Below are 23,451 nucleotides of genomic sequence, written 5' to 3' on the forward strand. Positions count from 1 at the left end.
AGAGTTTTCTCTCGCCTGATTACAAATTAAGTCTTAAAAAGTGATACAGGTTGCGCCCTGCTCCGCACCGGACAGCTTTTCACGCAACGCGCTGAACATTTCACGCCCGGTACCCACGCGCGAAGCGCTAAGGTCAGGGATGTGAGGCTGACGGGAAGCAAGTTCCTCTTCATCAACCAGCAGCGTTAATTCACCTGTCTGTCCATTCACACGAATGATGTCGCCATCGCGCACTTTCGCCAGCAGCCCGCCATCGTAAGCTTCTGGAGTTACATGGATTGCTGAAGGCACTTTACCTGAAGCACCTGAAAGTCGTCCATCGGTAACTAACGCAATTTTGAAACAACGGTCCAATAATACACCAAGTGGCGGCATGAGTTTATGTAATTCTGGCATTCCGTTCGCTTTTGGTCCCTGATGGCGCACAACGACCACACAATCCCGGTCAAGCAGACCCGCATCAAACGCCGGTAACACATCATGTTGACTTTCGAAGACCACGGCAGGCGCTTCAATCGCCTGATTTTCAACTGGAACAGCTGAGGTTTTCATCACCGCACGCCCCAGGTTACCACTCAGTACTTTAGTGCCGCCGTGATGGGAGAATGGCTGATCAAAGGCGGCAATCACATTGCTGTCCAGTGATTTTTCCGCACCTTCGCGCCAGTCCAGTTCACCATTGTTGAGCCACGGCTCCAGGGTGTAGCGCGATAAACCGAATCCAGCGACAGTGTTCACATCTTCATGTAACAGACCCGCATTCAGCAGTTCACGCATTAATACAGGCACACCGCCAGCAGCCTGGAAATGGTTAATGTCTGCCGGGCCATTCGGGTACAGACGCGCCATCAGCGGCACGATATCGGATAGATCGGAGAAGTCGTCCCAGTTAATCAGAATACCGGCTGCACGCGCCATGGCTACCAGGTGCATCGTATGGTTGGTTGAACCGCCGGTCGCCAGCAGTGCCACAATACCGTTCACAACCACTTTTTCATCGATCATTTTCCCGATCGGCATCCACTCATTACCGTTACCGGTCAGACGTGTTACCTGACGGGCCGCCGCTGCGGTCAATGCTTCACGCAGTGGTGCATCCGGGTGAACAAAAGAGGAGCCTGGCAACTGCATGCCCATGAACTCCACTACCATCTGGTTGGTGTTAGCGGTGCCGTAGAACGTACAGGTACCCGGCGCATGATAAGACGCAGCCTCGGATTCGAGCAGTGCCATACGATCCACTTTGCCTTCGGCATACAGTTGACGAATACGCACTTTCTCTTTGTTCGCCAGACCACTCGTCATCGGGCCTGAAGGGATGAAGATTGAAGGCAGATGACCGAAGGAAAGCGCCGCCATGACCAGGCCCGGGACAATCTTGTCACATACACCGAGGAACAACGCACCGTCGAACATATTGTGTGAGAGCCCCACAGCCGCTGACATCGCAATGACTTCACGACTTAGCAGAGAAAGCTCCATACCGTCCTGGCCCTGGGTCACACCGTCGCACATCGCAGGTACGCCACCAGCAACCTGGCCCACCGCATTGGCTTCATGTAGTGCTTTGCGAATGATGGCCGGATAGTGTTCATACGGCTGGTGTGCGGAAAGCATGTCGTTATAGGAGGTAATGATCGCGATATTGTTACGCAACATGCTTTTGAGCGAGGCTTTATCCTCCGGCTGACAGGCGGCAAAACCATGCGCCAGATTGCCGCATGCCAGCTGTGAGCGATGGACGGTAGTCGTTTTAGCCTGTTCGATTCGAGCGAGGTAGGCGGAACGCGTGTCCCGGGAACGTTCGACGATACGTTGTGTTACGCGTAACAAATTCGGATTCATAGAGGCTCCTAAAATTTATCTGTCAGAGCGGTTGGGTAAACAATGTATTCAGCATTACTAAATATAGCTGAATCGCTTGTTAGCCGTAGCTCAGGGGCAAAATCGTTTCAGGCAGTGTAATAAAAAAAACCTCGCGGGTGAATCCACGCGAGGTTTAAAAGTGCAAAAATTATTCTACAATCTGTGTTAGATCATGTTACCGGTAAAATAACACCTAATGGCTAGATGATCTTTTACTCGAATTCGTTCCAGGAACGACCGTCACGGGTAATCATGGCCACAGACGCAACCGGTCCCCAGGTTCCTGCCTGATAAGGCTTCGGCGACTCGTTATCCATCGCCCAGGCTTCAGTAATTGAATCCACCCACTTCCAGGCCTCTTCGACTTCATCGCGACGCACAAACAGAGCCTGAATACCGCGCATGGTTTCCAACAGCAGGCGCTCATAGGCGTCGGCCAGGTGCGTTTGGTTGAAGGTTTCTGAGTAGCTCAGATCCAGCTTAGTGATCTGCAGATTATGTTTGTGGTCCAGACCCGGCACTTTGTTCAGTACCTGGATATCAACCCCTTCATCAGGCTGCAAACGAATAGTCAACTTGTTCTGCGGCAGATCCTGCCAGGATTCTTTAAACAGATTCAGCTCAGGTGTTTTGAAGTAAACCACCACTTCAGAGCACTTGGTTGGTAAACGTTTACCGGTACGCAGGTAGAACGGTACACCCGTCCAACGCCAGTTATCGATATCGACGCGGATCGCCACAAACGTTTCCGTATTGCTGCTCTTATTCGCGCCCTCTTCTTCCAGGTAACCCGGTACCTTTTTACCCTGGGCAAAACCAGTGGTGTACTGGCCGCGAACCGTTTTTTCACGCACGTTCGAGCGATCGATGCGACGCAGCGATTTCAGGACCTTCACTTTCTCATCGCGAATGCTGTCGGCGCTCAGATCAGCCGGAGGGGACATTGCGATCATGCAGAGGATTTGCAGCAAGTGGTTCTGGATCATATCGCGCATTTGACCGGCCTGGTCAAAATAGCCCCAGCGGCCTTCAATACCGACCTCTTCAGCCACGGTAATTTCTACGTGATCGATAGTGCGGTTATCCCAGTTGTTCACAAACAGGGAGTTGGCAAAACGCAGTGCCAACAGGTTCAGGACCGTCTCTTTCCCGAGATAGTGGTCAATACGATAAACCTGACACTCTTCGAAGTACTCGCCAACCTGATCGTTGATTTCACGGGATGTCGCCAGAGACGTGCCCAGCGGTTTTTCCATCACCACGCGAGCGGGTTTAGCATTCAGCTTTGCTTCACCCAAGCCTTTGCAGATCGCGCCAAAGGTGCTTGGCGGCATAGCGAAATAGTTAATCGTGGTACGTGATTTTTGATCCAGCATCTCGCCCAGACGGCTAAATGCGGCGGTGTCATTGACGTCCAGGTTACAAAACTCCAGACGGCCACTGAGAGTTTCCCATAAACTTTCATCAATTTTTTCTTTCATGAAAGTTTCGAGCGCTTCGCGTACAACCTTGGTATAGGCAGCTTTGTCCCAATCAGCACGCCCAACCCCAATGATACGGGTTTCCGGGTTAATCTGACCGGCCTTTTCCAGTTGATACAGGGAAGGCAGCAATTTCCGTCGCGCCAGGTCACCCTTCGCACCGAAAATGACCAGGTCACATGCCTGGGCTGTTTGCGTTACCGCCATGTCATTCTCCTCAATTAAGTGCCTGGTGCTTTTGCCAGACACTGGTTGTAATTTTATTACAGTGCACTGTACTGCTTTTACGTGAATCCGGAAACCGTAAACGCTTATCCAGCCGTGCTGTTACCGCGAACAGCCGCTTTATTGGCGTATAACCCATCAAAATGGATAAAAAAGTCGTATTTTTCGTACCCATGACGAAGTATGAAAATCCGACTCCGATCATGTAATGAAAAAAAACAACAACTATTCTGTCCATTTTGCCCCGTTGCTGCATTAGCAGGGGTAATATCTATACACTAAATTGTGTATCGGTTTCCCCGTATCGCTGAAATCGTTTTTGCCCATGACCCATGAGTCTACCTACATCATGAATATGCTGGAAAAAATCCAGTTAAAACTGGAACATTTGAGCAAGTCAGAGCGTAAAGTCGCCGACATTATTCTTGCCTCTCCCGAGCGGGCAATCCATTCAAGTATCGCCGCACTTGCTGTAGAAGCGAATGTCAGCGAGCCAACGGTGAACCGTTTCTGTCGCAGCATGGACACCCGCGGCTTTCCTGATTTTAAACTGCATCTGGCGCAAAGTCTGGCAAATGGTACCCCTTATGTTAATCGCAATGTAGATGAGGATGACAGCGTTGAATCTTACACGGGGAAAATCTTCGAGTCAGCGATGGCAAGCCTCGACCACGTTCGCCAGTCGCTGGATAACGCGGCGGTAAACCGGGCAGTAGATTTATTAACCCAGGCGAAGAAAATTGCCTTCTTTGGTTTAGGTTCTTCCGCCGCGGTAGCACATGACGCGATGAATAAATTTTTCCGCTTTAACGTTCCGGTTATCTATTCCGACGACATCGTACTGCAACGCATGAGCTGTATGAATTGTAGTGATGACGATGTCATTGTGCTCATTTCACACACCGGAAGAACCAAAAGTCTGGTGGAACTGGCACAACTGGCAAGAGAAAACGATGCCATGGTGATTGCCCTGACATCTCCTGGTACTCCGCTGGCACGTGAAGCAACGCTGGCAATTACCCTCGATGTACCGGAAGATACTGACATTTATATGCCTATGGTCTCTCGACTTGCTCAACTTACCGTGATAGATGTGCTGGCTACGGGATTTACTTTGCGCCGTGGGGCAAAATTTAGAGATAACTTGAAGCGTGTCAAGGAAGCGCTCAAGGAATCGCGTTTTGATAAAGAATTACTCATCAAGAGTGATGACCGCTAAAAGCAATAACAATGTTCTACCCTTTTATCATCCGGGTCGTTCATTTTACCGTTTATGTTCGAGAACGGCCGGATTAATGTTCACGCAACACCAAGTTGTTTCAGTCAACGGAGTATTACATGTCCAGAAGGCTTCGCAGAACCAAAATCGTTACCACCTTAGGCCCGGCAACTGACCGCGATAACAACCTTGAAAAAATTATCGCCGCTGGGGCGAACGTTGTACGTATGAACTTTTCGCACGGCTCTCCAGAAGATCACAAATTGCGGGCGGATAAAGTCCGTGAGATTGCCGCCAAACTGGGACGTCATGTAGCTATTTTGGGTGACCTGCAGGGACCTAAAATCCGCGTATCGACCTTTAAAGAAGGTAAAGTATTTCTCAATGTTGGCGACAAATTCCTGTTAGACGCCAACCTCGGTAAAGGTGAAGGCGACAAAGAAAAAGTCGGCATCGATTACAAAGGCCTGCCTGCTGACGTTGTGCCGGGCGATATCCTGCTGCTGGATGATGGTCGCGTACAGCTCAAAGTGCTGGAAGTTCAGGGTATGAAAGTCTTCACCGAAGTCACTGTCGGTGGCCCGCTCTCCAACAACAAAGGCATCAACAAACTTGGCGGTGGCCTTTCTGCTGAAGCTCTGACGGAAAAAGACAAAGCAGACATCATTACTGCAGCGCAAATCAGCGTTGACTATCTGGCGGTTTCTTTCCCTCGCTGTGGCGAAGATCTGAATTATGCCCGCCGCCTGGCGCGCGACGCTGGCTGCGATGCGAAAATTGTTGCCAAGGTAGAGCGTGCTGAAGCCGTCTGCGACCAGAATGCGATGGATGACATCATCCTTGCCTCTGACGTGGTAATGGTTGCGCGTGGTGACCTGGGCGTGGAAATCGGTGACCCGGAGCTGGTTGGTATTCAGAAAGCGTTGATCCGTCGCGCACGTCAGCTGAACCGTGCGGTTATTACCGCAACGCAGATGATGGAATCAATGATCACTAACCCAATGCCGACGCGTGCGGAAGTCATGGACGTGGCAAACGCCGTGCTGGATGGGACTGATGCCGTCATGCTGTCTGCCGAAACTGCGGCAGGCCAGTACCCGGCGGAAACCGTCGCAGCTATGGCTCGCGTATGTCTGGGTGCAGAGAAAATCCCGAGCATCAACGTTTCTAAACACCGTCTCGACGTACAGTTTGATAATGTCGAAGAAGCTATCGCCATGTCAGCGATGTATGCCGCGAACCATCTGAAAGGCGTTACCGCTATCATCGCCATGACCGAGTCCGGTCGTACTGCGCTGATGACATCACGCATCAGTTCTGGCCTGCCAATTTTCGCGATGTCTCGTCATGAGCGTACGCTGAATCTGACCTCTCTGTATCGTGGCGTTACGCCGGTCCACTTTGACAGCGAAACTGACGGTGTAATGGCTGCCAACGAAGCGGTCAATCTGCTGCGCGACAAAGGCTACCTGGTGTCAGGCGATCTGGTGATTGTGACCCAGGGTGATGTCATGAGCACCATCGGCTCCACCAACACCACACGTATTCTGACTGTAGAATAACGACTCTGCTGACTGCCTGATATTACTCGCTTATCAGGCGCACAGGTCGCCTGATACAAAAAAGCCTCTCGAACGAGAGGCTTTTTTTATTTCTTCGGATAGAGATCTTTGCGCTTATAGGGCTCAATCTCGCCGGGTTTGCGGGTCTTTAGCAGTTTCAGAATCCAGGTGTATTGTTCAAGATGTGGGGTGACAAAAATCTCCACTTCTTCATTCATCCGTCTGGCAATTGTATGGTCATCGGCCGTCAGAATGTCATCCATGGGGGGGCATACCTGAATCGTCAGGCGATGCGTTTTACCATCATACACCGGGAATAGCGGTATTACGCGTGCATGACAAACCTTCATCAGGCGGCCAATCGCCGGTAACGTTGCCTTATAGGTCGCGAAGAAATCGACAAACTCGCTGTGCTCCGGGCCGTGGTCCTGATCCGGTAAGTAATATCCCCAGTATCCCTGCCGTACCGACTGAATAAAAGGTTTAATACCGTCGTTACGTGCATGTAAACGACCGCCGAAACGTCGACGTACCGTATTCCAGACATAGTCAAATACCGGATTGCCCTGGTTATGGAACATCGCTGCCATTTTCTGGCCTTGAGCTGCCATCAGCATTGCCGGAATATCAACACCCCAGCCGTGAGGGACGAGAAAAATCACCTTTTCCTCATTACGTCGCATCTCATCGATAATTTCCAGGCTCTGCCAGTCAACGCGGTGCTGGATTTTCTCCGGACCGCGCATGGCTAATTCTGCCATCATAACCATCGCCTGAGGCGCAGTCGCAAACATCTCATCAACGATGGCCTCACGCTCGGTTTCGCTGCGCTCTGGAAAACAGAGGGATAAATTAATAAGCGCTCTACGACGCGAACTTTTCCCCAGCCGTCCGGCAAGCCGCCCCAGTTTCGCCAGAACGGGATCGCGAAATGACGCGGGCGTTAATGCAATCCCTGCAATCGCTGCCACGCCAAGCCAGGCGCCCCAGTAGCGCGGGTGACGGAATGATTTTTGAAACTCAGGGATATACTCAATACTCTTTTTTTTCGTTTCCATGCTCTTCCAGTATCGGGGGCCGCGAAAAAGTAAATCTGCTGATAGTGTAGCGGCGCACCGTGTCCCGTACAAAATAAAAAAAGCCGGCACGCTTAGCGTACCGGCTCTGTCAGTGTATTTATTAATCGAAGCGTAACTGAGGCAGAACCTCTTTCACCTGAGCCAGGTACTCGGTACGATCCGAACCGCTCAGCCCTTCCGTACGCGGCAGTTTTGCCGTCAACGGGTTCACAGCCTGCTGGTTGACCCATACTTCGTAGTGCAGGTGCGGGCCCGTAGAACGCCCGGTGTTACCTGACAGCGCAATGCGATCGCCACGTTTCACTTTTTGCCCCGGTTTAACCAGCAGCTTACGCAGGTGCATGTAACGGGTGGTGTAAGTACGACCGTGACGAACAGCAACATAGTATCCGGCCGCGCCACTCCGTTTCGCGACAACCACCTCACCATCACCGACTGACAGCACTGGCGTACCTTGCGGCATCGCAAAGTCGACACCTTTGTGCGGTGCAACGCGCCCGGTTACCGGATTCAGGCGACGCGGATTGAAGTTTGACGAAATACGGAACTGCTTCGCCGTAGGGAAACGCATAAACCCTTTAGCAAGCCCGGTCCCGTTACGGTCATAGAATTTACCGTCTTCAGCACGGATCGCGTAATAATCCTTGCCTTCAGAGCGCAAACGAACGCCCAGCAGTTGGCTTTGTTCGCGTTTACCGTCCAGCATCTCGCGAGACATCAAAACGGAGAACTCATCGCCTTTCTTCAGCTTGCGAAAGTCCATCTGCCATTGCATTGCTTTAATCACTGCGCTGATTTCAGAGCTGGTGAGGCCGGCATCTCTTGCACTGGCGACGAAACTACCGCCCACCGTACCGTTGATTCGGCTGTTGACCCAGTCGCCCTGCTGCATTTCGCTGCTCATTTTGAAACCCGTTGCTGTACGATCATAAGTACGAGTTTCACGGCGGGAGACTTCCCAGGTCAGGCGCTGCAAATCACCTTCCGAAGACAGTGTCCAGGAAAGTTGCTGGCCAATTTTCAGATTACGTAGATCTTTATCAGATGCGGCAAGCTGGCTGATATCGCCCATATCAATGCCGTACTGGTTCAGAATACTGCTCAGCGTATCGCCGGTAGAGACAACATACTCGTGAACCCCGGCCTCGCCAGAGGTCTTGTCATCAAGTTCGTCCTGAGGGATAGCTTCATCTTCCTGAGCGGCTTGATCGATAGGTTCGCTGGCCTCTGGCAACAGTGAACGTATCTCGCTTTTTTCCAGCTCAATGGTTTTAACGATGGGTGCAGAGTCGGGATGGTATACATAAGGCCGCCAGACTGCGACGGCCAATGTCAGAACAGTAAGCGACCCCAACATAACACGATGGGGTCGCGGCAAATTATTAAACGCCAGAGCGACAGAGCGGGCTATCTGTTGCACGTATTCACTTCCTCATTAATCTCCTTTCAGGCAGCTCGCATACTGGTTGGCTAATTGGTTCAGAAACGCTGAATAGCTTGTTTTACCCAGTTTGATATTCGTTCCGAGGGGATCCAACGTTCCCATTCGAACGGATGTCCCTCTCGCTACGGCTTCAACGACCGCTGGCCTGAACTGTGGCTCAGCAAAAACGCAGGTTGCTTTTTGCTCAACCAACTGTGTTCTTATTTCATGTAAACGCTGCGCACCAGGTTGAATCTCAGGGTTCACGGTAAAGTGACCAAGCGGTGTTAGCCCGTAGTGTTTTTCGTAGTAGCCATAGGCGTCATGAAAAACGAAATACCCTTTACCCTTGAGCGGTGCGAGCTCGTTACCTACCTGCTTATCGGTTGCGGCTAATTGTGCCTCAAAATCCTTCAGGTTGGCGTCAAGTTTGGCTCGACTTTGCGGCATAAGTTCCACTAATTTATCATGGATTGCAACCGCTGAGGCCCGCGCTATCTCTGGGGAAAGCCAAAGATGCATGTTGTAATCACCATGATGGTGATGCTCGTCACTTTTTTCGCCGTGAGCGTCGTTATGCCCATGATCGTCATCATCATCGTCAGCGCCTTTCATGAGTAACGGTTTCACGTCATTGAGCTGCGCAATCGTTACCTGTTTTGCGTTAGGAATATTCTTGACTGACTTTTCCATAAACGCCTCCATTTCCGGACCTATCCAAACAACTAAGTCCGCGTTCTGTAAGCGTTTTACGTCTGAAGGACGCAGCGAATAATCGTGTTCGGAAGCCCCGTCAGGCAACAGAACCTGGGTGTCTGTAACCCCATCTGCAATCGCTGAAGCAATAAAGCCCAACGGCTTAAGTGACGCCACTACAGCAGCATTTGCTGCCTGAGTTGCACTACCCCAAAGAGCAGCGGATAATGCTGCGAAAAGAAGCGTATTTTTATGTAACATAATGCGACCAATCATCGTAACGAATGTGAGAAATGTGATATTATAACATTCTATAACTTCTGCAAGACTAAAATTGATATGACGACTTTGGTTTCACTGGAAAATGTCTCGGTCTCTTATGGTCAACGCCGCGTCCTTTCTGACGTATCGCTTGAACTTCGACCCGGCAAAATTTTAACGCTTCTTGGCCCGAATGGGGCCGGAAAGTCTACGCTGGTGCGCGTTGTATTGGGGCTGGTAGCGGCTGATGAAGGGGTTATCAAGCGCAACGGGCATTTGCGGATTGGCTATGTACCGCAAAAACTCTACCTCGATACAACACTTCCGCTGACGGTGAGTCGCTTTTTGCGCTTACGTCCTGGCACAAAGAAAACCGACATTCTCCCTGCGCTGAAGCGTGTTCAGGCCGGGCATCTGATGGATGCGCCGATGCAAAAACTGTCCGGCGGGGAAACACAGCGTGTCTTGCTGGCCCGTGCGTTGCTAAATAAACCACAGCTCCTGGTGCTCGATGAACCGACTCAGGGCGTGGATGTGAATGGTCAGGTTGCACTGTACGATCTTATCGATCAGTTGCGACGTGAGCTGGATTGCGCCGTGCTGATGGTATCCCATGACCTGCATCTGGTCATGGCAAAAACCGACGAAGTCCTGTGTCTGAACCACCACATTTGCTGCTCCGGCACGCCAGAGGTGGTTTCTATGCACCCTGAATTCATTTCTATGTTCGGGCAACGCGGCGCTGAACAACTCGGAATTTACCGTCACAACCATAATCATCGCCACGATTTACAGGGTCGCATTGTTTTACGCCGGGGAAATGGTCACTCATGATTGAATTATTATTACCCGGTTGGTTAGCCGGGATCATGCTGGCCTGTGCTGCTGGCCCGCTTGGCTCGTTTGTAGTCTGGCGTCGAATGTCTTATTTCGGCGATACGCTGGCTCATGCGTCGCTGCTGGGGGTCGCCTTTGGCCTGCTGCTGGATGTAAACCCTTTCTATGCGGTTATCGCCGTCACCCTGTTGCTGGCCGCAGGCCTTGTATGGCTGGAGAAACGCCCGCATCTCGCGATTGATACCCTGCTCGGTATTATGGCGCACAGTGCGCTGTCATTAGGGCTGGTTGTTGTTAGCCTGATGTCCAACATCCGTGTGGATCTGATGGCCTATCTGTTTGGCGATCTGCTCGCCGTCACCCCAGAAGATCTGGTGGCCATTGCCATTGGCGTGGTTATCGTTCTGGCGATATTGTTCTGGCAGTGGCGTAACCTGTTGTCGATGACTATCAGCCCGGATCTGGCATTTGTCGATGGCGTGAAGCTGCAACGTGTCAAGCTATTGCTGATGCTGGTCACTGCACTCACTATTGGTGTGGCGATGAAATTCGTCGGGGCACTGATTATCACCTCACTGCTGATAATTCCTGCGGCTACCGCACGTCGTTTCGCCCGTACACCCGAACAGATGGCCGGTGTTGCCGTGGGCGTTGGGATGATAGCGGTTACAGGCGGGCTGACCTTCTCAGCGTTCTATGATACGCCAGCAGGACCATCCGTGGTGCTTTGTGCTGCACTGCTGTTTATCTTCAGTATGATGAAGAAGCAAGCGAGCTGAGTGGTATTTCGCCGGATGGCGGTTTCACCTAATCCTGCCTACATCATACCGTAGGCCTGATTAGCGTAGCGCCATCCGGCATTATTGGGGCTTAAGGCATTGCCGGCGGCGTGATCCCGAAATGGTTCCAGGCCCGTACCGTTGCCATTCTTCCGCGCGGCGTACGCTGCAGAAAACCTTGCTGAATCAGATACGGTTCCAGCACGTCCTCAATGGTTTCACGTTCTTCGCCGATTGCCGCCGCCAGGTTATCCAGTCCTACCGGACCACCGAAGAATTTATCGATAACCGCCAGCAGCAGCTTACGGTCCATATAATCGAAGCCTTCCGCATCCACATTGAGCATATCCAGTGCCTGGGCGGCGATATCCGCCGAGATGGTGCCGTCATGCTTCACTTCAGCAAAATCGCGTACCCGACGCAATAAACGGTTGGCAATACGCGGCGTACCACGTGCCCGCCGCGCCACTTCCAGCGCGCCTTCATCACTCATCTCCAGCCCCATAAAGCGGGCACTGCGTCCAACAATATGCTGCAGGTCAGCCACCTGATAGAACTCCAGGCGCTGCACAATCCCAAAGCGATCACGCAGTGGAGACGTTAACGACCCCGCGCGGGTTGTTGCGCCGATTAGCGTAAACGGCGGCAGATCGATTTTAATTGAACGCGCAGCCGGGCCTTCGCCAATCATGATATCCAGCTGATAGTCTTCCATTGCCGGATACAACACTTCTTCCACCACCGGTGACAGACGATGGATTTCATCGATAAACAACACATCGTGTGGTTCAAGGTTGGTGAGCATTGCCGCCAGGTCGCCTGCTTTTTCCAGTACCGGACCGGACGTAGTACGCAGATTAACGCCCATTTCATTGGCAACAATATTGGCAAGCGTGGTTTTACCGAGACCCGGAGGACCGAAAATCAGCAGATGGTCGAGCGCGTCACCGCGCAGCTTCGCCGCCTGGATAAAAATCTCCATTTGCGAACGCACCTGCGGCTGACCAATGTACTCTTCCAGCAATTTAGGGCGGATCGCACGATCCACCAGATCTTCAGGGGTCGTGCTGACAGCCGAAATCAGACGGTCTGCTTCAATCATCCTCTACCTCACAGCGCCGCGCGAAGCGCTTCACGAATCAGGGTTTCACTGCTGGCATCAGGGCGGGCAATTTTGCTCACCATGCGGCTGGCTTCCTGTGGTTTATAGCCCAACGCCACCAGCGCAGCAACCGCTTCCTGCTCGGCATCGTCCGTTGCCGGACTTGCCGGCGAGGTCAGGATCAGATCTGCCGCCGGGGTAAAGAGATCGCCATGCAGTCCTTTAAAACGGTCTTTCATTTCGACGATCAATCGCTCTGCCGTTTTCTTACCGATGCCCGGTAATTTCACCAACGCGCCAAGCTCTTCGCGCTCAACGGCATTGACAAACTGCTGCGCAGACATACCGGAGAGGATCGCCAGCGCCAGCTTCGGCCCCACACCGTTGGTTTTAATTAGCTCTTTAAACAGCGTGCGCTCTTGCTTATTGTTAAAGCCATACAGCAGCTGTGCGTCTTCGCGCACCACAAAATGCGTGAAGATGATCGCTTCCTGCCCGGCTTCCGGCAGCTCGTAGAAACAGGTCATCGGCATATGCACTTCATAGCCTACCCCGCCCGTTTCCAGAAGGACCAGCGGGGGTTGTTTTTCAAGAATGATGCCTCTGAGTCTGCCTATCACATGACGCTCCTGCGTTAAGGGCTAAAAGGTAATGCGCTATCATAAAAAAAGGCTGGATAGATATCCAGCCTCATTTGTCACTAACGTAACCTACCGCGCGCTAAATTCAACCTCGACTCACTCATTTGCATGGCGTTCTGGCTGACATGGCAGTGGGTAATGGCAATCGCCAGCGCATCCGCAGCATCCGCCTGAGGGTTAGCCGGGAGTTTGAGCAGCGTACGCACCATGTGCTGTACCTGGCTTTTTTCCGCGCTGCCGATACCGACGACGGTTTGTTTAACCTGTCGGGCAGCATACTCAAACACCGGAAGATCCTGATTGGTCGCAGCAACAATCGCCACGCCGCGCGCCTGCCCCAGCTTAAGCGCCGAATCGGCGTTTTTCGCCATAAAGACCTGCTCGATGGCAAAATAATCCGGCTGGAACTGGGTGATGATTTCCGTCACCCCCGCGTATATCAATTTCAGGCGTGACGGGAGATCGTCAACTTTGGTGCGAATACAACCACTGCCGAGGTAGGTCAACTGTCTGCCGACCTGACGGATTACGCCATAACCGGTAATGCGCGACCCCGGATCAATGCCGAGAATGATAGACATCACGCATCTCCTGTTATTTTATGGCTTAACCACATCATTCTAACGTAGCTGCAACCTCATCGGAGATTTCGCCGTTGTGGTAAACTTCCTGCACGTCATCGCAATCTTCCAGCATATCGATCAGACGCATCAGTTTCGGCGCTGTTTCTGCATCCATATCCGCTTTGGTGGATGGGATCATAGAAACTTCAGCCGCGTCTGCTTTCAGACCCGCCGCTTCCAGCGCGTCACGCACTTTACCCATCTCTTCCCACGCGGTGTAAACGTCAATCGCGCCGTCGTCGAAGGTTACAACGTCTTCAGCACCGGCTTCCAGTGCCGCTTCCATGATGGCGTCTTCGTCGCCTTGTTCAAAGGAGATCACGCCTTTCTTGCTGAACAGGTATGCGACAGAACCGTCGGTACCGAGGTTGCCGCCTGTTTTAGTAAATGCGTGGCGCACTTCCGCAACGGTACGGTTACGGTTGTCAGACAGACATTCAATCATAACGGCTGTACCGCCAGGACCGTAACCTTCATAGATGATGGTTTCCATATTGGAATCTTCATCACCACCCACACCGCGCGCGATTGCACGGTTCAGAGTGTCACGTGTCATGTTGTTTGCCAGCGCTTTATCAACCGCTGCGCGCAGACGCGGGTTAGCATCCGGATCGCCACCACCCAATTTAGCCGCCGTCACCAGCTCACGAATGATTTTGGTGAAGATCTTACCGCGCTTAGCATCCTGCGCTGCTTTACGATGTCTGGTGTTGGCCCATTTACTATGACCTGCCATAAATAATCTCTCCAAAAAGCGCGCCTTCTCAGGCGACGTTAATTACAAACTCTTCAATCGCCTGCCGGTTACTCCACGACTTGGTTAACTGTGCCGCCTCATGCGCATTAACCCAACGGTAGGTCAAATGTTCGGTGAACACGATCTCTCGTTCAGTGGGCAGTGCCAGGCAAAACCAGGACTCCGTATTACGTACAATTCCTGGCGCATAGCGATGACGTAAATGACTAAAAATCTCAAACTCCACCGTGCGCTGGCAGTCAATTAAGGTCAGTTGCTCACGCGCAACATCAATGGCGACCTCTTCCTTTACTTCGCGCAGGGCGGCTTGCGACGCGGTTTCACCTTCTTCAAGGCTGCCGGTGACCGACTGCCAAAAATCAGGATCGTCGCGTCGCTGTAACATCAGCACTCTCCCGGTGTCCTTTGCATAAATCACGACTAACACCGAGACAGGCTGTTTATATGCCATATCAGTTATTCTCGGCCTTCTTAACAACCTGAATGCTCAGTTCCGCCAGCGCAGCTTCATTGGCCAGGCTCGGCGCTTCGGTCATCAGACACGCGGCAGCCGTCGTTTTCGGGAAAGCAATAACGTCACGGATGTTATCAGTACCGGTCAGCAGCATGGTCAGACGATCCAGACCAAACGCCAGGCCCGCGTGCGGCGGTGTACCGTATTTTAACGCATCCAACAGGAATCCGAATTTCTCGCGCTGCTCTTGTTCGTTGATACCCAGAATACCGAATACGGTCTGCTGCATATCACCGTTATGGATACGTACAGAACCGCCGCCTACTTCGTAGCCGTTGATAACCATATCGTACGCATTGGCAACCGCATCTTCCGGCGCAGCTTTCAGCTCAGCTGCCGTCATGTCTTTCGGCGAGGTGAACGGGTGGTGCATCGCGGTCAGACCGCCTTCACCATCGTCTTCAAACATTGGGAAGTCGATAACCCACAACGGCGCCCATTTGGATTCGTCGGTCAGGTTCAGGTCTTTACCCAGTTTCAGGCGCAGAGCCCCCATCGCGTCGGCAACCACTTTCTTGTTGTCGGCGCCGAAGAAGATCATATCACCGTCTTGCGCGCCAGTACGTTCCAGAATGGCTTCAATGATTTCAGCATTCAGGAACTTGGCCACCGGGCTGGTTACCCCTTCCAGACCTTTCGCACGCTCGGTGACTTTAATGTATGCCAAACCTTTCGCGCCGTAGATCTTAATGAAGTTACCGTAATCGTCGATCTGCTTACGGCTAAGTGCAGCGCCGCCAGGTACGCGCAGAGCCGCTACACGCCCTTTCGCATCGTTAGCCGGACCAGAGAACACGGCGAATTCAACAGATTTCAGCAAATCAGCAACGTCCACCAGCTCCATCGGGTTACGCAGATCCGGCTTATCGGAACCGTAACGACGCTCAGCTTCGGCAAAGGTCATGATCGGGAAATCACCCAGATCCACACCTTTTACTTCCAGCCACAGATTACGCACCAGCGCTTCCATCACTTCACGCACTTGCGGTGCGGTCATGAAGGAGGTCTCAACATCGATCTGAGTAAATTCAGGCTGGCGGTCAGCACGTAAGTCTTCGTCACGGAAGCATTTTACAATCTGGTAGTAGCGGTCGAAGCCAGACATCATCAGCAGCTGTTTGAACAACTGAGGAGACTGTGGCAGCGCGTAGAATTTACCTTTATGTACGCGAGACGGTACCAGGTAGTCACGCGCACCTTCTGGCGTCGCTTTCGTCAGCATCGGCGTTTCGATGTCGAGGAAGCCATGGTCGTCCATGAAACGACGCACCAGGCTGGTAATTTTGGCACGCGTTTTCAGGCGCTGCGCCATTTCAGGGCGACGCAGATCGAGATAGCGGTACTTCAGACGAGCTTCTTCAGTATTTACGTGGTTAGAGTCGAGCGGCAGTGAATCTGAACGGTTGATAATGACCAGATCGGAGGCCAGCACTTCAATTTCGCCAGTCGCCATATCAGCGTTGACGTTTTTCGCGTCACGCGCACGCACGGTGCCCGTTACCTGAATGCAGAACTCATTACGCAGTTCGGAGGCCAGCTTTAACGCGTCCGCACGGTCCGGATCGAAAAATACCTGCACGATACCTTCGCGGTCGCGCATATCGATAAAGATCAGGCTACCAAGATCACGACGACGGTTGACCCAACCACACAGAGTCACCTGCTGCCCCTCGTGGGACAGACGTAGCTGTCCGCAATATTCTGTACGCATGAGATATCCCTTAACTTTGCCGCAGGCGGATTGTCATCTGCCCGGCAGATGACGAAGTCGCAGCTTTAGCTGAATGTCACAACTGAATGAAAAAAGGCGGCTATTATACTGGAAATTCTGCCGCACGATAAGAGCCTACTGGGATAGACTCTCAGTCCGGTACTGACTGTACGCGTGTTTCCTAAGCGGGTATTGCGTAATCTCACAAAAAATAACAAAAATTGTCACCCCTTTCACACAGATTCGCGATTAAGGTGTAACGGAAATCTTTTTTTACTGGAGTCACCATGCTGGAACTGAACGCAAAAACAACCGCTCTTGTCGTCATCGATCTACAGGAAGGGATCCTGCCTTTCGCGGGTGGGCCTCATTCGGCAAACGACGTCGTCGCCCGCGCGGCACAACTGGCGGAAAAATTCCGTACTAACGGTTCACCAGTGGTGATGGTTCGCGTCGGCTGGTCTGCGGATTATGCCGACGCACTAAAACAACCGGTTGATGCCCAAGCGCCAGCCAAAGCATTACCCGACAACTGGTGGGAATACCCACAAGCGCTGGGAAAGTGTGCGACAGACCTGGAGGTCACCAAGCGCCAGTGGGGAGCATTCTACGGTACTGACCTGGAACTGCAATTGCGCCGTCGTGGTATCGACACCATCGTCCTGTGCGGTATCTCCACCAATATCGGCGTCGAATCCACCGCGCGTAACGCCTGGGAGTTGGGTTTTAGCCTGATCGTTGCTGAAGACGCCTGCAGTGCCGCCAGCACCGACCAGCATAAGGGCAGCATGACGCATATTTTCCCACGTATTGCCCGCGTACGCCGCGTGGACGAGATCCTGCAAGCGTTATGATCTATATCGGCTTACCCCAGTGGTCGCACCCAAAGTGGGTGCGTCTGGGGATCACCAGTCTGGAAGAATATGCCCGCCACTTTAACTGCGTGACGCGGTAATTTTTAAAATCACTAAAGAACGCCCAAGAGCATGTGTTTTCTTTAGGTTAATCAGTGCATTATAAGACGCCTCCATATGAGATTCGGTTAAGTTCATATGAGTTAAAATGTCCCAACCATGCCCCAAAACTGGCATTTATGCCCCATACATGCCCCAAAAACCTTCCTTAAAAAGCTACGTGCCCAACCGTTGACGCTGTATAAATAAACAGTATAAATTGCGTGCAAAATCATTGTTGCTTTGGAGGCGGTATGTTCGTTGAGTTGGTGTACGACAAACGGAATGTTGAAGGATTAACAGGTGCCAGAGAAATAATTCTGAATGAGTTAACAAAGCGAGTGCACCGGATCTTTCCGGATGCAGAAGTGAAGGTTAAGCCGATGCAGGCGAACGGCTTAAACAGCGATGCCAGCAAAAGCGATCGGGAGAAGCTGAACCGCATGCTGGAGGAAATGTTTGAAGAATCCGATATGTGGTTAGTTTCGGAGTAGTGCCAGCTTTTACCAAGTCCTTTTCATACCTTTCTGGATACGGGAAACCAAATTCCCGTATTGGATGAACCATTGCCGCCCTTTTTTAAAGCTGCTCTACCAGCGGATAAAAATTATGATCCTCGCGCTGCATTCGTTCATGCACCTTGCGCAACACTACATTCGCGTCGCGGCGAAATGCCTCGTCACAATTGATAAGCTTATTTGCCGTATTCCAGCGACGGGAAAACTTTTCATACTCGGCAACAATATCAGCCATCTCGCGCTGAAAATTTACGCTCATTGTTTTTAGCTTTTGATCGTTCACCTTTTCCAGATAAGGATATAAAAACTGATCTTCGGCAGAAAGGTGTACTTTAATCACAGAACTCATACTGATAACGGTTTGAGCGATTTCTTGCGCATGAGCCGTCACACCCTCCCGGCTAAGCTCCCTGAGGCGGCTAATTTTATGGATAATCTCGGCATGCTGGATCTTCATTTTATCAATATTCACTGGGGAATCCCTTAATGAGCTTTGCAACTTATAACATATATATTAAATGCATCTTTAAAAATAAGCAATCTGAGTTGTTTTTATTAAATTTTATAGATTTACGTTATGTAAATACATAATAAACAAAATTTGAATGCAAATATAAAGAGATCTATTGCCAATCTTCGGAATTTTTCTATCGTACATATGTCTCAAAACTGCGCCAATGCCGCCTCAAGAGATATCGCAGCATCAGTGCTGTTGATAAAGTGCGTCACCCGCCTCATAACCTCAGCCTCTTCAGCTGCATCACCTTCGATCGCTTCGCCGTCATCCGTGATTAACGCTTTCCCCCTAAGCTTCGCAAACTGCGTCCGACCTCCGGACAGAATCAACAGCGCATCACCCTGCTGTGGGCGCGTGACCGGGACGATGATCGCATAACCCGCCGACGTCTCGAGGATGCGACTGTCGGGAGTCATGCAGACACTGGCTGGCGTAACCCGCTGCTCTATATAGTCGGTAGCTGGTGAAGGAAAGCCCATGTTTACGCCCTCTCTTGAATACCGGATAAAAACACAGTATAAATACTGTATATCCATCCAGTAAAGGAGCAATAAGCAATGTTCGTGGAACTCGTTTATGACAAAAGGAATTTTGATGGTCTGCCTGGTGCAAAAGATATCATTCTGGGCGAGTTAACTAAGAGAGTTCACCGGATCTTCCCCGATGCTGATGTTCGGGTTAAACCGATGATGACACTGCCGGCGATCAACACTGACGCCAGCAAGCATGAGAAGGAACTGATAAGCCGTACTGTTCAGGAAATGTTTGAAGAGGCTGAATTCTGGTTAGTGAGTGAGTAAAGATTTTCAATGCCCGCCACAGTTACGTCTTGATTACGCTGTGGCGGATATTCATTTTCGTAAACGTTGGTCTGCGAGAAAGCATTTCTGAGTCTGGTTCTTTCCAGTTAGGGGATTTTCAAATTGTGTGGGGGCGCGGTTCAACGGGCAGCAACGGTACAGGCAATGTTCAGTTTCAACGTGCTTTTGTTGACACACCATATCTGGTTATGCCGTCGGATATTTCTTCAGGTCCTGAAGGGGTGAATGCTGTCGGGTGGGATTTATCAAATAGCACGGCAGCGGGGGCCAGAATTTTTTCTGCTGACTCTAAATCTTCGGGTATCGCTACCACTTTTTCTTATATCGCAATCGGTAAGGGGGTTGTATGAAGTATTGCGCGTTGAATAACGGATTTTATGGCGACAACACTCCCGATGAAAAAATTCCGGGGAGTGTTGTGCACATCAGCGACGACGAAGGCCAGCGAATTTTAGACAGCCAAATTAATGGTCGGATTCAGCCCGAAAATAATGGTTTTCCTGTTCTGGTGCCGTACCCTGAATTAACTCAAGATGAGCAGCAAGAACTCGCTGAGAAGAAACGACAAACACTGAAATCAGTTGCTGATACCGAAATTTCATGGCGACAGGATGCTGTTGATGCAGGGATAGCGACGGAAGAAGAAACCGCCGCTTTAACTGAATGGAAGAAGTACCGTGTGATGTTGATGCGGGTTGATACGTCAAATCCTGACTGGCCTACACCACCGGAGGAACAGGCCAGTTGATGTTCGGTGCGGTGCTGGTATCTATTGCTGTCACCGCATCGATATAGTCCATCCAGGCGTTAAGGCTGGCGGATTCATCATCCGTTAGCTTACGCCCCATCAGCAGCTTGGTTTGCCAGACGACAATTCGGCTGGTTGCCACATCAATACGGGCGCGTTTACCCGCTTCAGCCTCTGCAACTAATTCATCGTGAGATTTTACCGGCTGTGGTATATCTGGAGCCGTAAACACCCCCTCAGCATATGACCAGCCAATACCTACACCATCAGCAGCAGGTATTGCGACACCATTATCAGGCGACCATTCTGATTCACCATCCCATAAGACTACGTTTACGACGGTGTTATTTTTAATTACTGCGTATGTTGTACTCATCGCATCACCACTCAATTATTACAATACCAGAGGCCCCTTTACCGCCGACGCCACCATTAGAACCGCCGCCACTTCCACCATATCCACCTCCGGCACCGCTGCCACCAGAGCCATACCCATAGGCATCTTTCCCGTTAACACCGAATGAGCCTGATCGCGAGCCACCTGCACCACCACCAAAAAACGAGTTGGCTCCATTGCCACCACAGCCATTTCCAAGAATTCCATTGACTCCATCCTGACCATCCTGTCCAGCAGGATAACCATTGGCTCCTGAGCCACCACCTGGCAATATCGATCCCCTAAATGACTCACCGCCACGACCACCATCACCGCCTTTTAACGTCAGCAATGATCCGATAACTGTGTTTCCGCCTGAGCTACCATCACCACCATCTGTTGATGGACCGCCAGCCACACCACCATCACCACCGGCACCGATAGTGACGTTAATCGTGGAGCCGGGCACAACTGTAAATTTTCTTTTGACGACAGACTCACCTGCGCTGCCCCCCTGGCCTCCGGCACCAGTACCAGTCATATTCACAGAACCGCCGCTACCGCCACCGCCACTACCGCCCGCGCTCGCTGTTACATAAATCTCTGTTACCCAGTCAGGAATGGTTATTGTCTGGGATGAGGTCACGACAGCAAATCGGGATTTGCTTAAACCAAGGTTTGTGAGAGCCGTAGAAATCGCCGCTGCACCATCTGATTTGATATCGGCAAATGGGTTTGCACGGCTCAGTGTGAGTTTTTGAATGGCTTTTAAAACCTGAGTCATATTGTTAATGTCGAGCGCCAATCCTGCTGACTCTACGATATGCGCTAACTCTTCCTGCATGGCGTTAAACGCTGCTGCCCGCAGCCTCGTTGCGGCAATACCACCAGCAACACTTCCATCAGTATATTTGCCATCCTGCGTTGCAGTGGCTTCGACTTGCCCGATTCGGAGCATAGTTAATCCTCACTTAGCGTTAAGCGATAAAATCAGAGGGGGAAATATCAGTTATGAATAATTGAAAATGATGTTCAGATGGGATGGGGCAATTTTGTTGATTGAACACTCCAGTTGTTTATTGCCCCACGATGCGAGCGGATCTCCGCAGTAGGACGCGCCAGCAAGCGAATACTTGATCGTTGTTTGTGGCGCATTTATCCGCCAGGTAAATGGCCACTCGTCACCGTTAAGCGCATCACCGCATACTGACATGCCACTCATAGCGGGCCGGAACTGTGTGATAGTGATGGTATAACCAAGAGCTGCAGCCACCCGGATGTAATAATCGCGGTTCAGGCCGCCGGTGCTGATTAACTTTGCCACCACGGCGCGCTGGCGATCGCTGACGCCACCGGATTCACCAATCGCACAATCATCTGGTAACCCCAGAGAGCTTTCCCATTCTGACAACATTACCGTCGCTGTAGGGGGAAAAGCACCAGTAATCAGGCTTTGCGCATCGTTGTCAGAACGCTGAAACGCGCTGCCCAGTGCCCGTAATTCCGCAGCCTGTACCGTTTTTTGCGATCTGGGCCACGCCCTGCCCGTCGGCAGCAACGCGCCAAGCGCACCGGCATAATCATTTTTTGAAAAGAGGCTCATACAAAATTCACCCCACCAAGCACCGGAATTTCGCCAACAGCAAAGGTGATATTGGCCATCGGAGAGTTAAGGATATAGCCCGTCGTGCCACTAACACCGCCGATACTCCCGTTAATATCAGAGAGGTAAACTTTCCCGGAACCATCAGGGTTAGCCTCATCAAAAAACAGCGCCGTCAGCGCGTCTTTTATACCCTGAACTGTGGTGCTGTCGGCATTTTTGATACCAGAGATTTCAATATTGATGACTTTCTTGATCGGGGAACATACGAAAACAATGGCAGTGTCTGTCTGCTGCGGATAGATGTGGTCGGCGACAGCGAGCTGGTCTCCGGTGGCTTTAACAGCCCCCCAGTCCTCAAGTTGGGATATTCCATCGGTACCGACCGGAAACCCACCATTGTCATTCCGATCACACATGATATACACGCCAACGGTCCCGGCCCCGTTCAGACGCCGCTTTACCCACGCGCGGGTGACGCCCGAAACCTCAAGCGCCCATTTTTTATAATCGGCGTCGCTTCCACCCTGAGGCGGATTCTGCCATGCCAGCAAGCCACGACTGCGAAAGTCCTCTTCCGTTTCAATATCGGCTCCGCCGGTCGCAGCGGACAGTAACGTTACCTGTGGATCCACGCCAGCAATATTCGCGTCCAGGGTCATTATGGTCCCGGCATCAGCGTTACCGCGCGCGCCTCCACCCGTTACATCACTGGTAATATCCGGCAGTATGGCCGTCACCGCGACGATACCAAATCCATCTGCCTGAATTTTAAGATCTGCATCCGTCCGGTACTGGTATCCGTCCCCGCGGTTAATGATCGAGCCAACAGGGATAATACTGTCAACACTGCCACTAGCCTGTACCGCAGGCGACTTCGCCGCTGCAGCTGGTTTTCTGAATACCTTCTTAAGGGCCATCCACCCGGCGAGATACTCATCGGTAGAGGTAAACGGGTTTGTCTGCAGGGCAATATAGTCAAGGTAGGCGTAATGCAGATGCCCCATCCCCGCATCCATGTCAGCCAGTACCTTCAGTTTCGCGAAGCGCAGGAGCGCACCAACATCCTCAAGCTCCGCCTGCATAAATTTCCGGTTTCCGTCGCGGAGTTCGCTCAGCGTCGGTCGTTTAAACGGCAT

26 protein-coding genes and 1 pseudogene are annotated in these 23,451 nt (G+C 51.6%); 10 read left to right on the top strand and 17 right to left on the bottom strand.

All coding sequences use genetic code 11. The features are described 5' to 3' along the window. Positions 1-33: 33 nt before the first annotated feature. Together edd and zwf are read right to left on the bottom strand one after the other, a co-directional pair. Positions 34-1,845 carry a phosphogluconate dehydratase gene (edd, locus tag EHN13_RS04555; RefSeq protein WP_124020973.1) on the bottom strand — a complete coding sequence of 604 codons (1,812 nt, stop codon included), beginning with the start codon at positions 1,843-1,845 and terminating at the stop codon, positions 34-36. Positions 1,846-2,078: 233 nt separating this feature from the next. Continuing rightward, positions 2,079-3,554: a glucose-6-phosphate dehydrogenase gene (gene zwf / locus EHN13_RS04560; RefSeq protein WP_061068076.1), complete on the bottom strand. Its 1,476-nt coding sequence runs from the start codon at positions 3,552-3,554 to the stop codon at positions 2,079-2,081. A gap of 367 nt (positions 3,555-3,921) precedes the next feature. Here zwf and EHN13_RS04570 point away from each other — a divergent pair, with 367 nt between their 5' ends. Then, on the top strand, positions 3,922-4,791 hold the full coding sequence (locus EHN13_RS04570) for a MurR/RpiR family transcriptional regulator (protein ID WP_003034893.1): 870 nt from the start codon (positions 3,922-3,924) through the stop codon (positions 4,789-4,791). Between the two features lie 119 nt (positions 4,792-4,910). Further along, positions 4,911-6,353, top strand: coding sequence for a pyruvate kinase (pyk, locus tag EHN13_RS04575; RefSeq protein WP_048211374.1), 1,443 nt, complete (start codon positions 4,911-4,913; stop codon positions 6,351-6,353). Positions 6,354-6,439: 86 nt separating this feature from the next. Here the strand turns inward: pyk and lpxM are convergent, their stop codons facing one another. The 3 genes from lpxM to znuA form a co-directional block, all read right to left on the bottom strand. After that, a complete protein-coding gene (lpxM, locus tag EHN13_RS04580; protein WP_124020974.1) occupies positions 6,440-7,411 on the bottom strand; it encodes a lauroyl-Kdo(2)-lipid IV(A) myristoyltransferase in 972 nt (323 codons plus the stop codon). Between the two features lie 121 nt (positions 7,412-7,532). Beyond that, positions 7,533-8,852 carry a murein DD-endopeptidase MepM gene (mepM, locus tag EHN13_RS04585; RefSeq protein ID WP_071887356.1) on the bottom strand — a complete coding sequence of 440 codons (1,320 nt, stop codon included), beginning with the start codon at positions 8,850-8,852 and terminating at the stop codon, positions 7,533-7,535. Between the two features lie 15 nt (positions 8,853-8,867). Then, entirely contained in the window at positions 8,868-9,812 is a 945-nt protein-coding gene (gene znuA / locus EHN13_RS04590) for a zinc ABC transporter substrate-binding protein ZnuA (protein WP_005120703.1), read from the bottom strand. 78 nt (positions 9,813-9,890) lie between these two features. On the opposite strand from znuA, the gene znuC reads away from it, so the two are divergent. Together znuC and znuB are read left to right on the top strand one after the other, a co-directional pair. After that, entirely contained in the window at positions 9,891-10,646 is a 756-nt protein-coding gene (znuC, locus tag EHN13_RS04595) for a zinc ABC transporter ATP-binding protein ZnuC (RefSeq protein ID WP_048211371.1), read from the top strand. After that, entirely contained in the window at positions 10,643-11,428 is a 786-nt protein-coding gene (gene znuB / locus EHN13_RS04600) for a zinc ABC transporter permease subunit ZnuB (protein ID WP_048211370.1), read from the top strand. The genes znuC and znuB overlap by 4 nt, the downstream gene beginning before the upstream one ends. A 91-nt stretch (positions 11,429-11,519) precedes the next feature. On the opposite strand, the gene ruvB is transcribed toward znuB, so the two are convergent. From ruvB to aspS, 6 genes are all read right to left on the bottom strand, one after another. Further along, positions 11,520-12,530, bottom strand: a complete 1,011-nt coding sequence (gene ruvB / locus EHN13_RS04605; RefSeq protein ID WP_048211369.1) for a Holliday junction branch migration DNA helicase RuvB — start codon at positions 12,528-12,530, stop codon at positions 11,520-11,522. Positions 12,531-12,538: 8 nt separating this feature from the next. Continuing rightward, on the bottom strand, positions 12,539-13,150 hold the full coding sequence (ruvA, locus tag EHN13_RS04610; RefSeq protein WP_124020975.1) for a Holliday junction branch migration protein RuvA: 612 nt from the start codon (positions 13,148-13,150) through the stop codon (positions 12,539-12,541). Between the two features lie 80 nt (positions 13,151-13,230). Next, positions 13,231-13,752 carry a crossover junction endodeoxyribonuclease RuvC gene (gene ruvC, locus EHN13_RS04615; protein ID WP_003034867.1) on the bottom strand — a complete coding sequence of 174 codons (522 nt, stop codon included), beginning with the start codon at positions 13,750-13,752 and terminating at the stop codon, positions 13,231-13,233. A 34-nt stretch (positions 13,753-13,786) separates the two neighbouring features. Continuing rightward, positions 13,787-14,530, bottom strand: coding sequence for a YebC/PmpR family DNA-binding transcriptional regulator (locus EHN13_RS04620; protein ID WP_003833836.1), 744 nt, complete (start codon positions 14,528-14,530; stop codon positions 13,787-13,789). Between the two features lie 28 nt (positions 14,531-14,558). Beyond that, complete coding sequence (nudB, locus tag EHN13_RS04625; RefSeq protein WP_040232398.1) at positions 14,559-15,002, bottom strand: dihydroneopterin triphosphate diphosphatase; 444 nt, start codon at positions 15,000-15,002, stop codon at positions 14,559-14,561. Position 15,003: 1 nt separating this feature from the next. Further along, entirely contained in the window at positions 15,004-16,776 is a 1,773-nt protein-coding gene (gene aspS / locus EHN13_RS04630; protein WP_048211367.1) for an aspartate--tRNA ligase, read from the bottom strand. 287 nt (positions 16,777-17,063) lie between these two features. Between aspS and EHN13_RS04635 the strand changes: the two genes are divergently transcribed. The 3 genes and pseudogenes from EHN13_RS04635 to EHN13_RS04645 all read left to right on the top strand — a co-directional run bounded on the left by EHN13_RS04635 (position 17,064) and on the right by EHN13_RS04645 (position 18,223). Then, positions 17,064-17,630 (top strand): hydrolase, encoded by a 567-nt coding sequence (locus EHN13_RS04635; RefSeq protein WP_061068080.1) that lies wholly within the window; start codon positions 17,064-17,066, stop codon positions 17,628-17,630. Further along, positions 17,627-17,722, top strand: a pseudogene (locus EHN13_RS24220) (hypothetical protein); the annotation flags it as partial. The gene EHN13_RS04635 and the pseudogene EHN13_RS24220, both read left to right, overlap by 4 nt. 261 nt (positions 17,723-17,983) lie before the next feature. Further along, on the top strand, positions 17,984-18,223 hold the full coding sequence (locus EHN13_RS04645; RefSeq protein WP_000497460.1) for a DinI family protein: 240 nt from the start codon (positions 17,984-17,986) through the stop codon (positions 18,221-18,223). An 85-nt stretch (positions 18,224-18,308) separates the two neighbouring features. Here the strand turns inward: EHN13_RS04645 and EHN13_RS04650 are convergent, their stop codons facing one another. Then, positions 18,309-18,719, bottom strand: a complete 411-nt coding sequence (locus tag EHN13_RS04650; RefSeq protein WP_124020976.1) for a hemerythrin domain-containing protein — start codon at positions 18,717-18,719, stop codon at positions 18,309-18,311. A 191-nt stretch (positions 18,720-18,910) separates the two neighbouring features. Next, positions 18,911-19,243 carry a hypothetical protein gene (locus EHN13_RS04655; RefSeq protein WP_003841689.1) on the bottom strand — a complete coding sequence of 111 codons (333 nt, stop codon included), beginning with the start codon at positions 19,241-19,243 and terminating at the stop codon, positions 18,911-18,913. 78 nt (positions 19,244-19,321) lie between these two features. On the opposite strand from EHN13_RS04655, the gene EHN13_RS04660 reads away from it, so the two are divergent. From EHN13_RS04660 to EHN13_RS04670, 3 genes are read left to right on the top strand one after another with little or no spacing between them, the layout of a single operon-like run. Next, a complete protein-coding gene (locus tag EHN13_RS04660) occupies positions 19,322-19,564 on the top strand; it encodes a DinI-like family protein (RefSeq protein WP_072667354.1) in 243 nt (80 codons plus the stop codon). A 29-nt stretch (positions 19,565-19,593) separates the two neighbouring features. Further along, positions 19,594-19,935 (top strand): gp53-like domain-containing protein, encoded by a 342-nt coding sequence (locus EHN13_RS23985; protein ID WP_124020977.1) that lies wholly within the window; start codon positions 19,594-19,596, stop codon positions 19,933-19,935. Then, on the top strand, positions 19,932-20,333 hold the full coding sequence (locus EHN13_RS04670; protein ID WP_124020978.1) for a tail fiber assembly protein: 402 nt from the start codon (positions 19,932-19,934) through the stop codon (positions 20,331-20,333). Before EHN13_RS23985 ends, EHN13_RS04670 begins: the two co-directional genes overlap by 4 nt. Here EHN13_RS04670 and EHN13_RS04675 read toward each other — a convergent pair. The 4 genes from EHN13_RS04675 to EHN13_RS04690 are packed head-to-tail and all read right to left on the bottom strand — an operon-like array spanning position 20,305 to position 23,451. After that, positions 20,305-20,709: a tail fiber assembly protein gene (locus tag EHN13_RS04675; RefSeq protein WP_124020979.1), complete on the bottom strand. Its 405-nt coding sequence runs from the start codon at positions 20,707-20,709 to the stop codon at positions 20,305-20,307. The two genes, EHN13_RS04670 and EHN13_RS04675, sit on opposite strands and share 29 nt — an antisense overlap. A 4-nt stretch (positions 20,710-20,713) precedes the next feature. Then, positions 20,714-21,667: a glycine-rich domain-containing protein gene (locus EHN13_RS24630; RefSeq protein WP_249039290.1), complete on the bottom strand. Its 954-nt coding sequence runs from the start codon at positions 21,665-21,667 to the stop codon at positions 20,714-20,716. Positions 21,668-21,718: 51 nt separating this feature from the next. Continuing rightward, the gene (locus tag EHN13_RS04685; protein ID WP_124020980.1) at positions 21,719-22,312 is read right to left on the bottom strand and encodes a YmfQ family protein; all 594 of its coding nucleotides are present in this window, start codon (positions 22,310-22,312) and stop codon (positions 21,719-21,721) included. Then, positions 22,309-23,451 (bottom strand): baseplate J/gp47 family protein, encoded by a 1,143-nt coding sequence (locus tag EHN13_RS04690; RefSeq protein WP_124020981.1) that lies wholly within the window; start codon positions 23,449-23,451, stop codon positions 22,309-22,311. Before EHN13_RS04690 ends, EHN13_RS04685 begins: the two co-directional genes overlap by 4 nt.

The sequence above is a fragment of the Citrobacter youngae genome, assembly GCF_003818115.1.
In the GTDB taxonomy this organism is placed as follows: domain Bacteria; phylum Pseudomonadota; class Gammaproteobacteria; order Enterobacterales; family Enterobacteriaceae; genus Citrobacter; species Citrobacter youngae.

What these genes read in the sequence shown, in the direction of transcription:
- edd (WP_124020973.1), bottom strand. Translation starts at nt 1,845, where the DNA reads ATGAATCCGAATTTGTTACGCGTAACACAACGTATCGTCGAACGTTCC.
- zwf (WP_061068076.1), bottom strand. Translation starts at nt 3,554, where the DNA reads ATGGCGGTAACGCAAACAGCCCAGGCATGTGACCTGGTCATTTTCGGT.
- EHN13_RS04570 (WP_003034893.1), top strand. Translation starts at nt 3,922, where the DNA reads ATGAATATGCTGGAAAAAATCCAGTTAAAACTGGAACATTTGAGCAAG.
- pyk (WP_048211374.1), top strand. Translation starts at nt 4,911, where the DNA reads ATGTCCAGAAGGCTTCGCAGAACCAAAATCGTTACCACCTTAGGCCCG.
- lpxM (WP_124020974.1), bottom strand. Translation starts at nt 7,411, where the DNA reads ATGGAAACGAAAAAAAAGAGTATTGAGTATATCCCTGAGTTTCAAAAA.
- znuA (WP_005120703.1), bottom strand. Translation starts at nt 9,812, where the DNA reads ATGTTACATAAAAATACGCTTCTTTTCGCAGCATTATCCGCTGCTCTT.
- znuC (WP_048211371.1), top strand. Translation starts at nt 9,891, where the DNA reads ATGACGACTTTGGTTTCACTGGAAAATGTCTCGGTCTCTTATGGTCAA.
- znuB (WP_048211370.1), top strand. Translation starts at nt 10,643, where the DNA reads ATGATTGAATTATTATTACCCGGTTGGTTAGCCGGGATCATGCTGGCC.
- ruvB (WP_048211369.1), bottom strand. Translation starts at nt 12,530, where the DNA reads ATGATTGAAGCAGACCGTCTGATTTCGGCTGTCAGCACGACCCCTGAA.
- ruvC (WP_003034867.1), bottom strand. Translation starts at nt 13,752, where the DNA reads ATGTCTATCATTCTCGGCATTGATCCGGGGTCGCGCATTACCGGTTAT.
- EHN13_RS04620 (WP_003833836.1), bottom strand. Translation starts at nt 14,530, where the DNA reads ATGGCAGGTCATAGTAAATGGGCCAACACCAGACATCGTAAAGCAGCG.
- nudB (WP_040232398.1), bottom strand. Translation starts at nt 15,002, where the DNA reads ATGGCATATAAACAGCCTGTCTCGGTGTTAGTCGTGATTTATGCAAAG.
- aspS (WP_048211367.1), bottom strand. Translation starts at nt 16,776, where the DNA reads ATGCGTACAGAATATTGCGGACAGCTACGTCTGTCCCACGAGGGGCAG.
- EHN13_RS04635 (WP_061068080.1), top strand. Translation starts at nt 17,064, where the DNA reads ATGCTGGAACTGAACGCAAAAACAACCGCTCTTGTCGTCATCGATCTA.
- EHN13_RS04645 (WP_000497460.1), top strand. Translation starts at nt 17,984, where the DNA reads ATGTTCGTTGAGTTGGTGTACGACAAACGGAATGTTGAAGGATTAACA.
- EHN13_RS04655 (WP_003841689.1), bottom strand. Translation starts at nt 19,243, where the DNA reads ATGGGCTTTCCTTCACCAGCTACCGACTATATAGAGCAGCGGGTTACG.
- EHN13_RS04660 (WP_072667354.1), top strand. Translation starts at nt 19,322, where the DNA reads ATGTTCGTGGAACTCGTTTATGACAAAAGGAATTTTGATGGTCTGCCT.
- EHN13_RS04670 (WP_124020978.1), top strand. Translation starts at nt 19,932, where the DNA reads ATGAAGTATTGCGCGTTGAATAACGGATTTTATGGCGACAACACTCCC.
- EHN13_RS04675 (WP_124020979.1), bottom strand. Translation starts at nt 20,709, where the DNA reads ATGAGTACAACATACGCAGTAATTAAAAATAACACCGTCGTAAACGTA.
- EHN13_RS24630 (WP_249039290.1), bottom strand. Translation starts at nt 21,667, where the DNA reads ATGCTCCGAATCGGGCAAGTCGAAGCCACTGCAACGCAGGATGGCAAA.
- EHN13_RS04685 (WP_124020980.1), bottom strand. Translation starts at nt 22,312, where the DNA reads ATGAGCCTCTTTTCAAAAAATGATTATGCCGGTGCGCTTGGCGCGTTG.
- EHN13_RS04690 (WP_124020981.1), bottom strand. Translation starts at nt 23,451, where the DNA reads ATGCCGTTTAAACGACCGACGCTGAGCGAACTCCGCGACGGAAACCGG.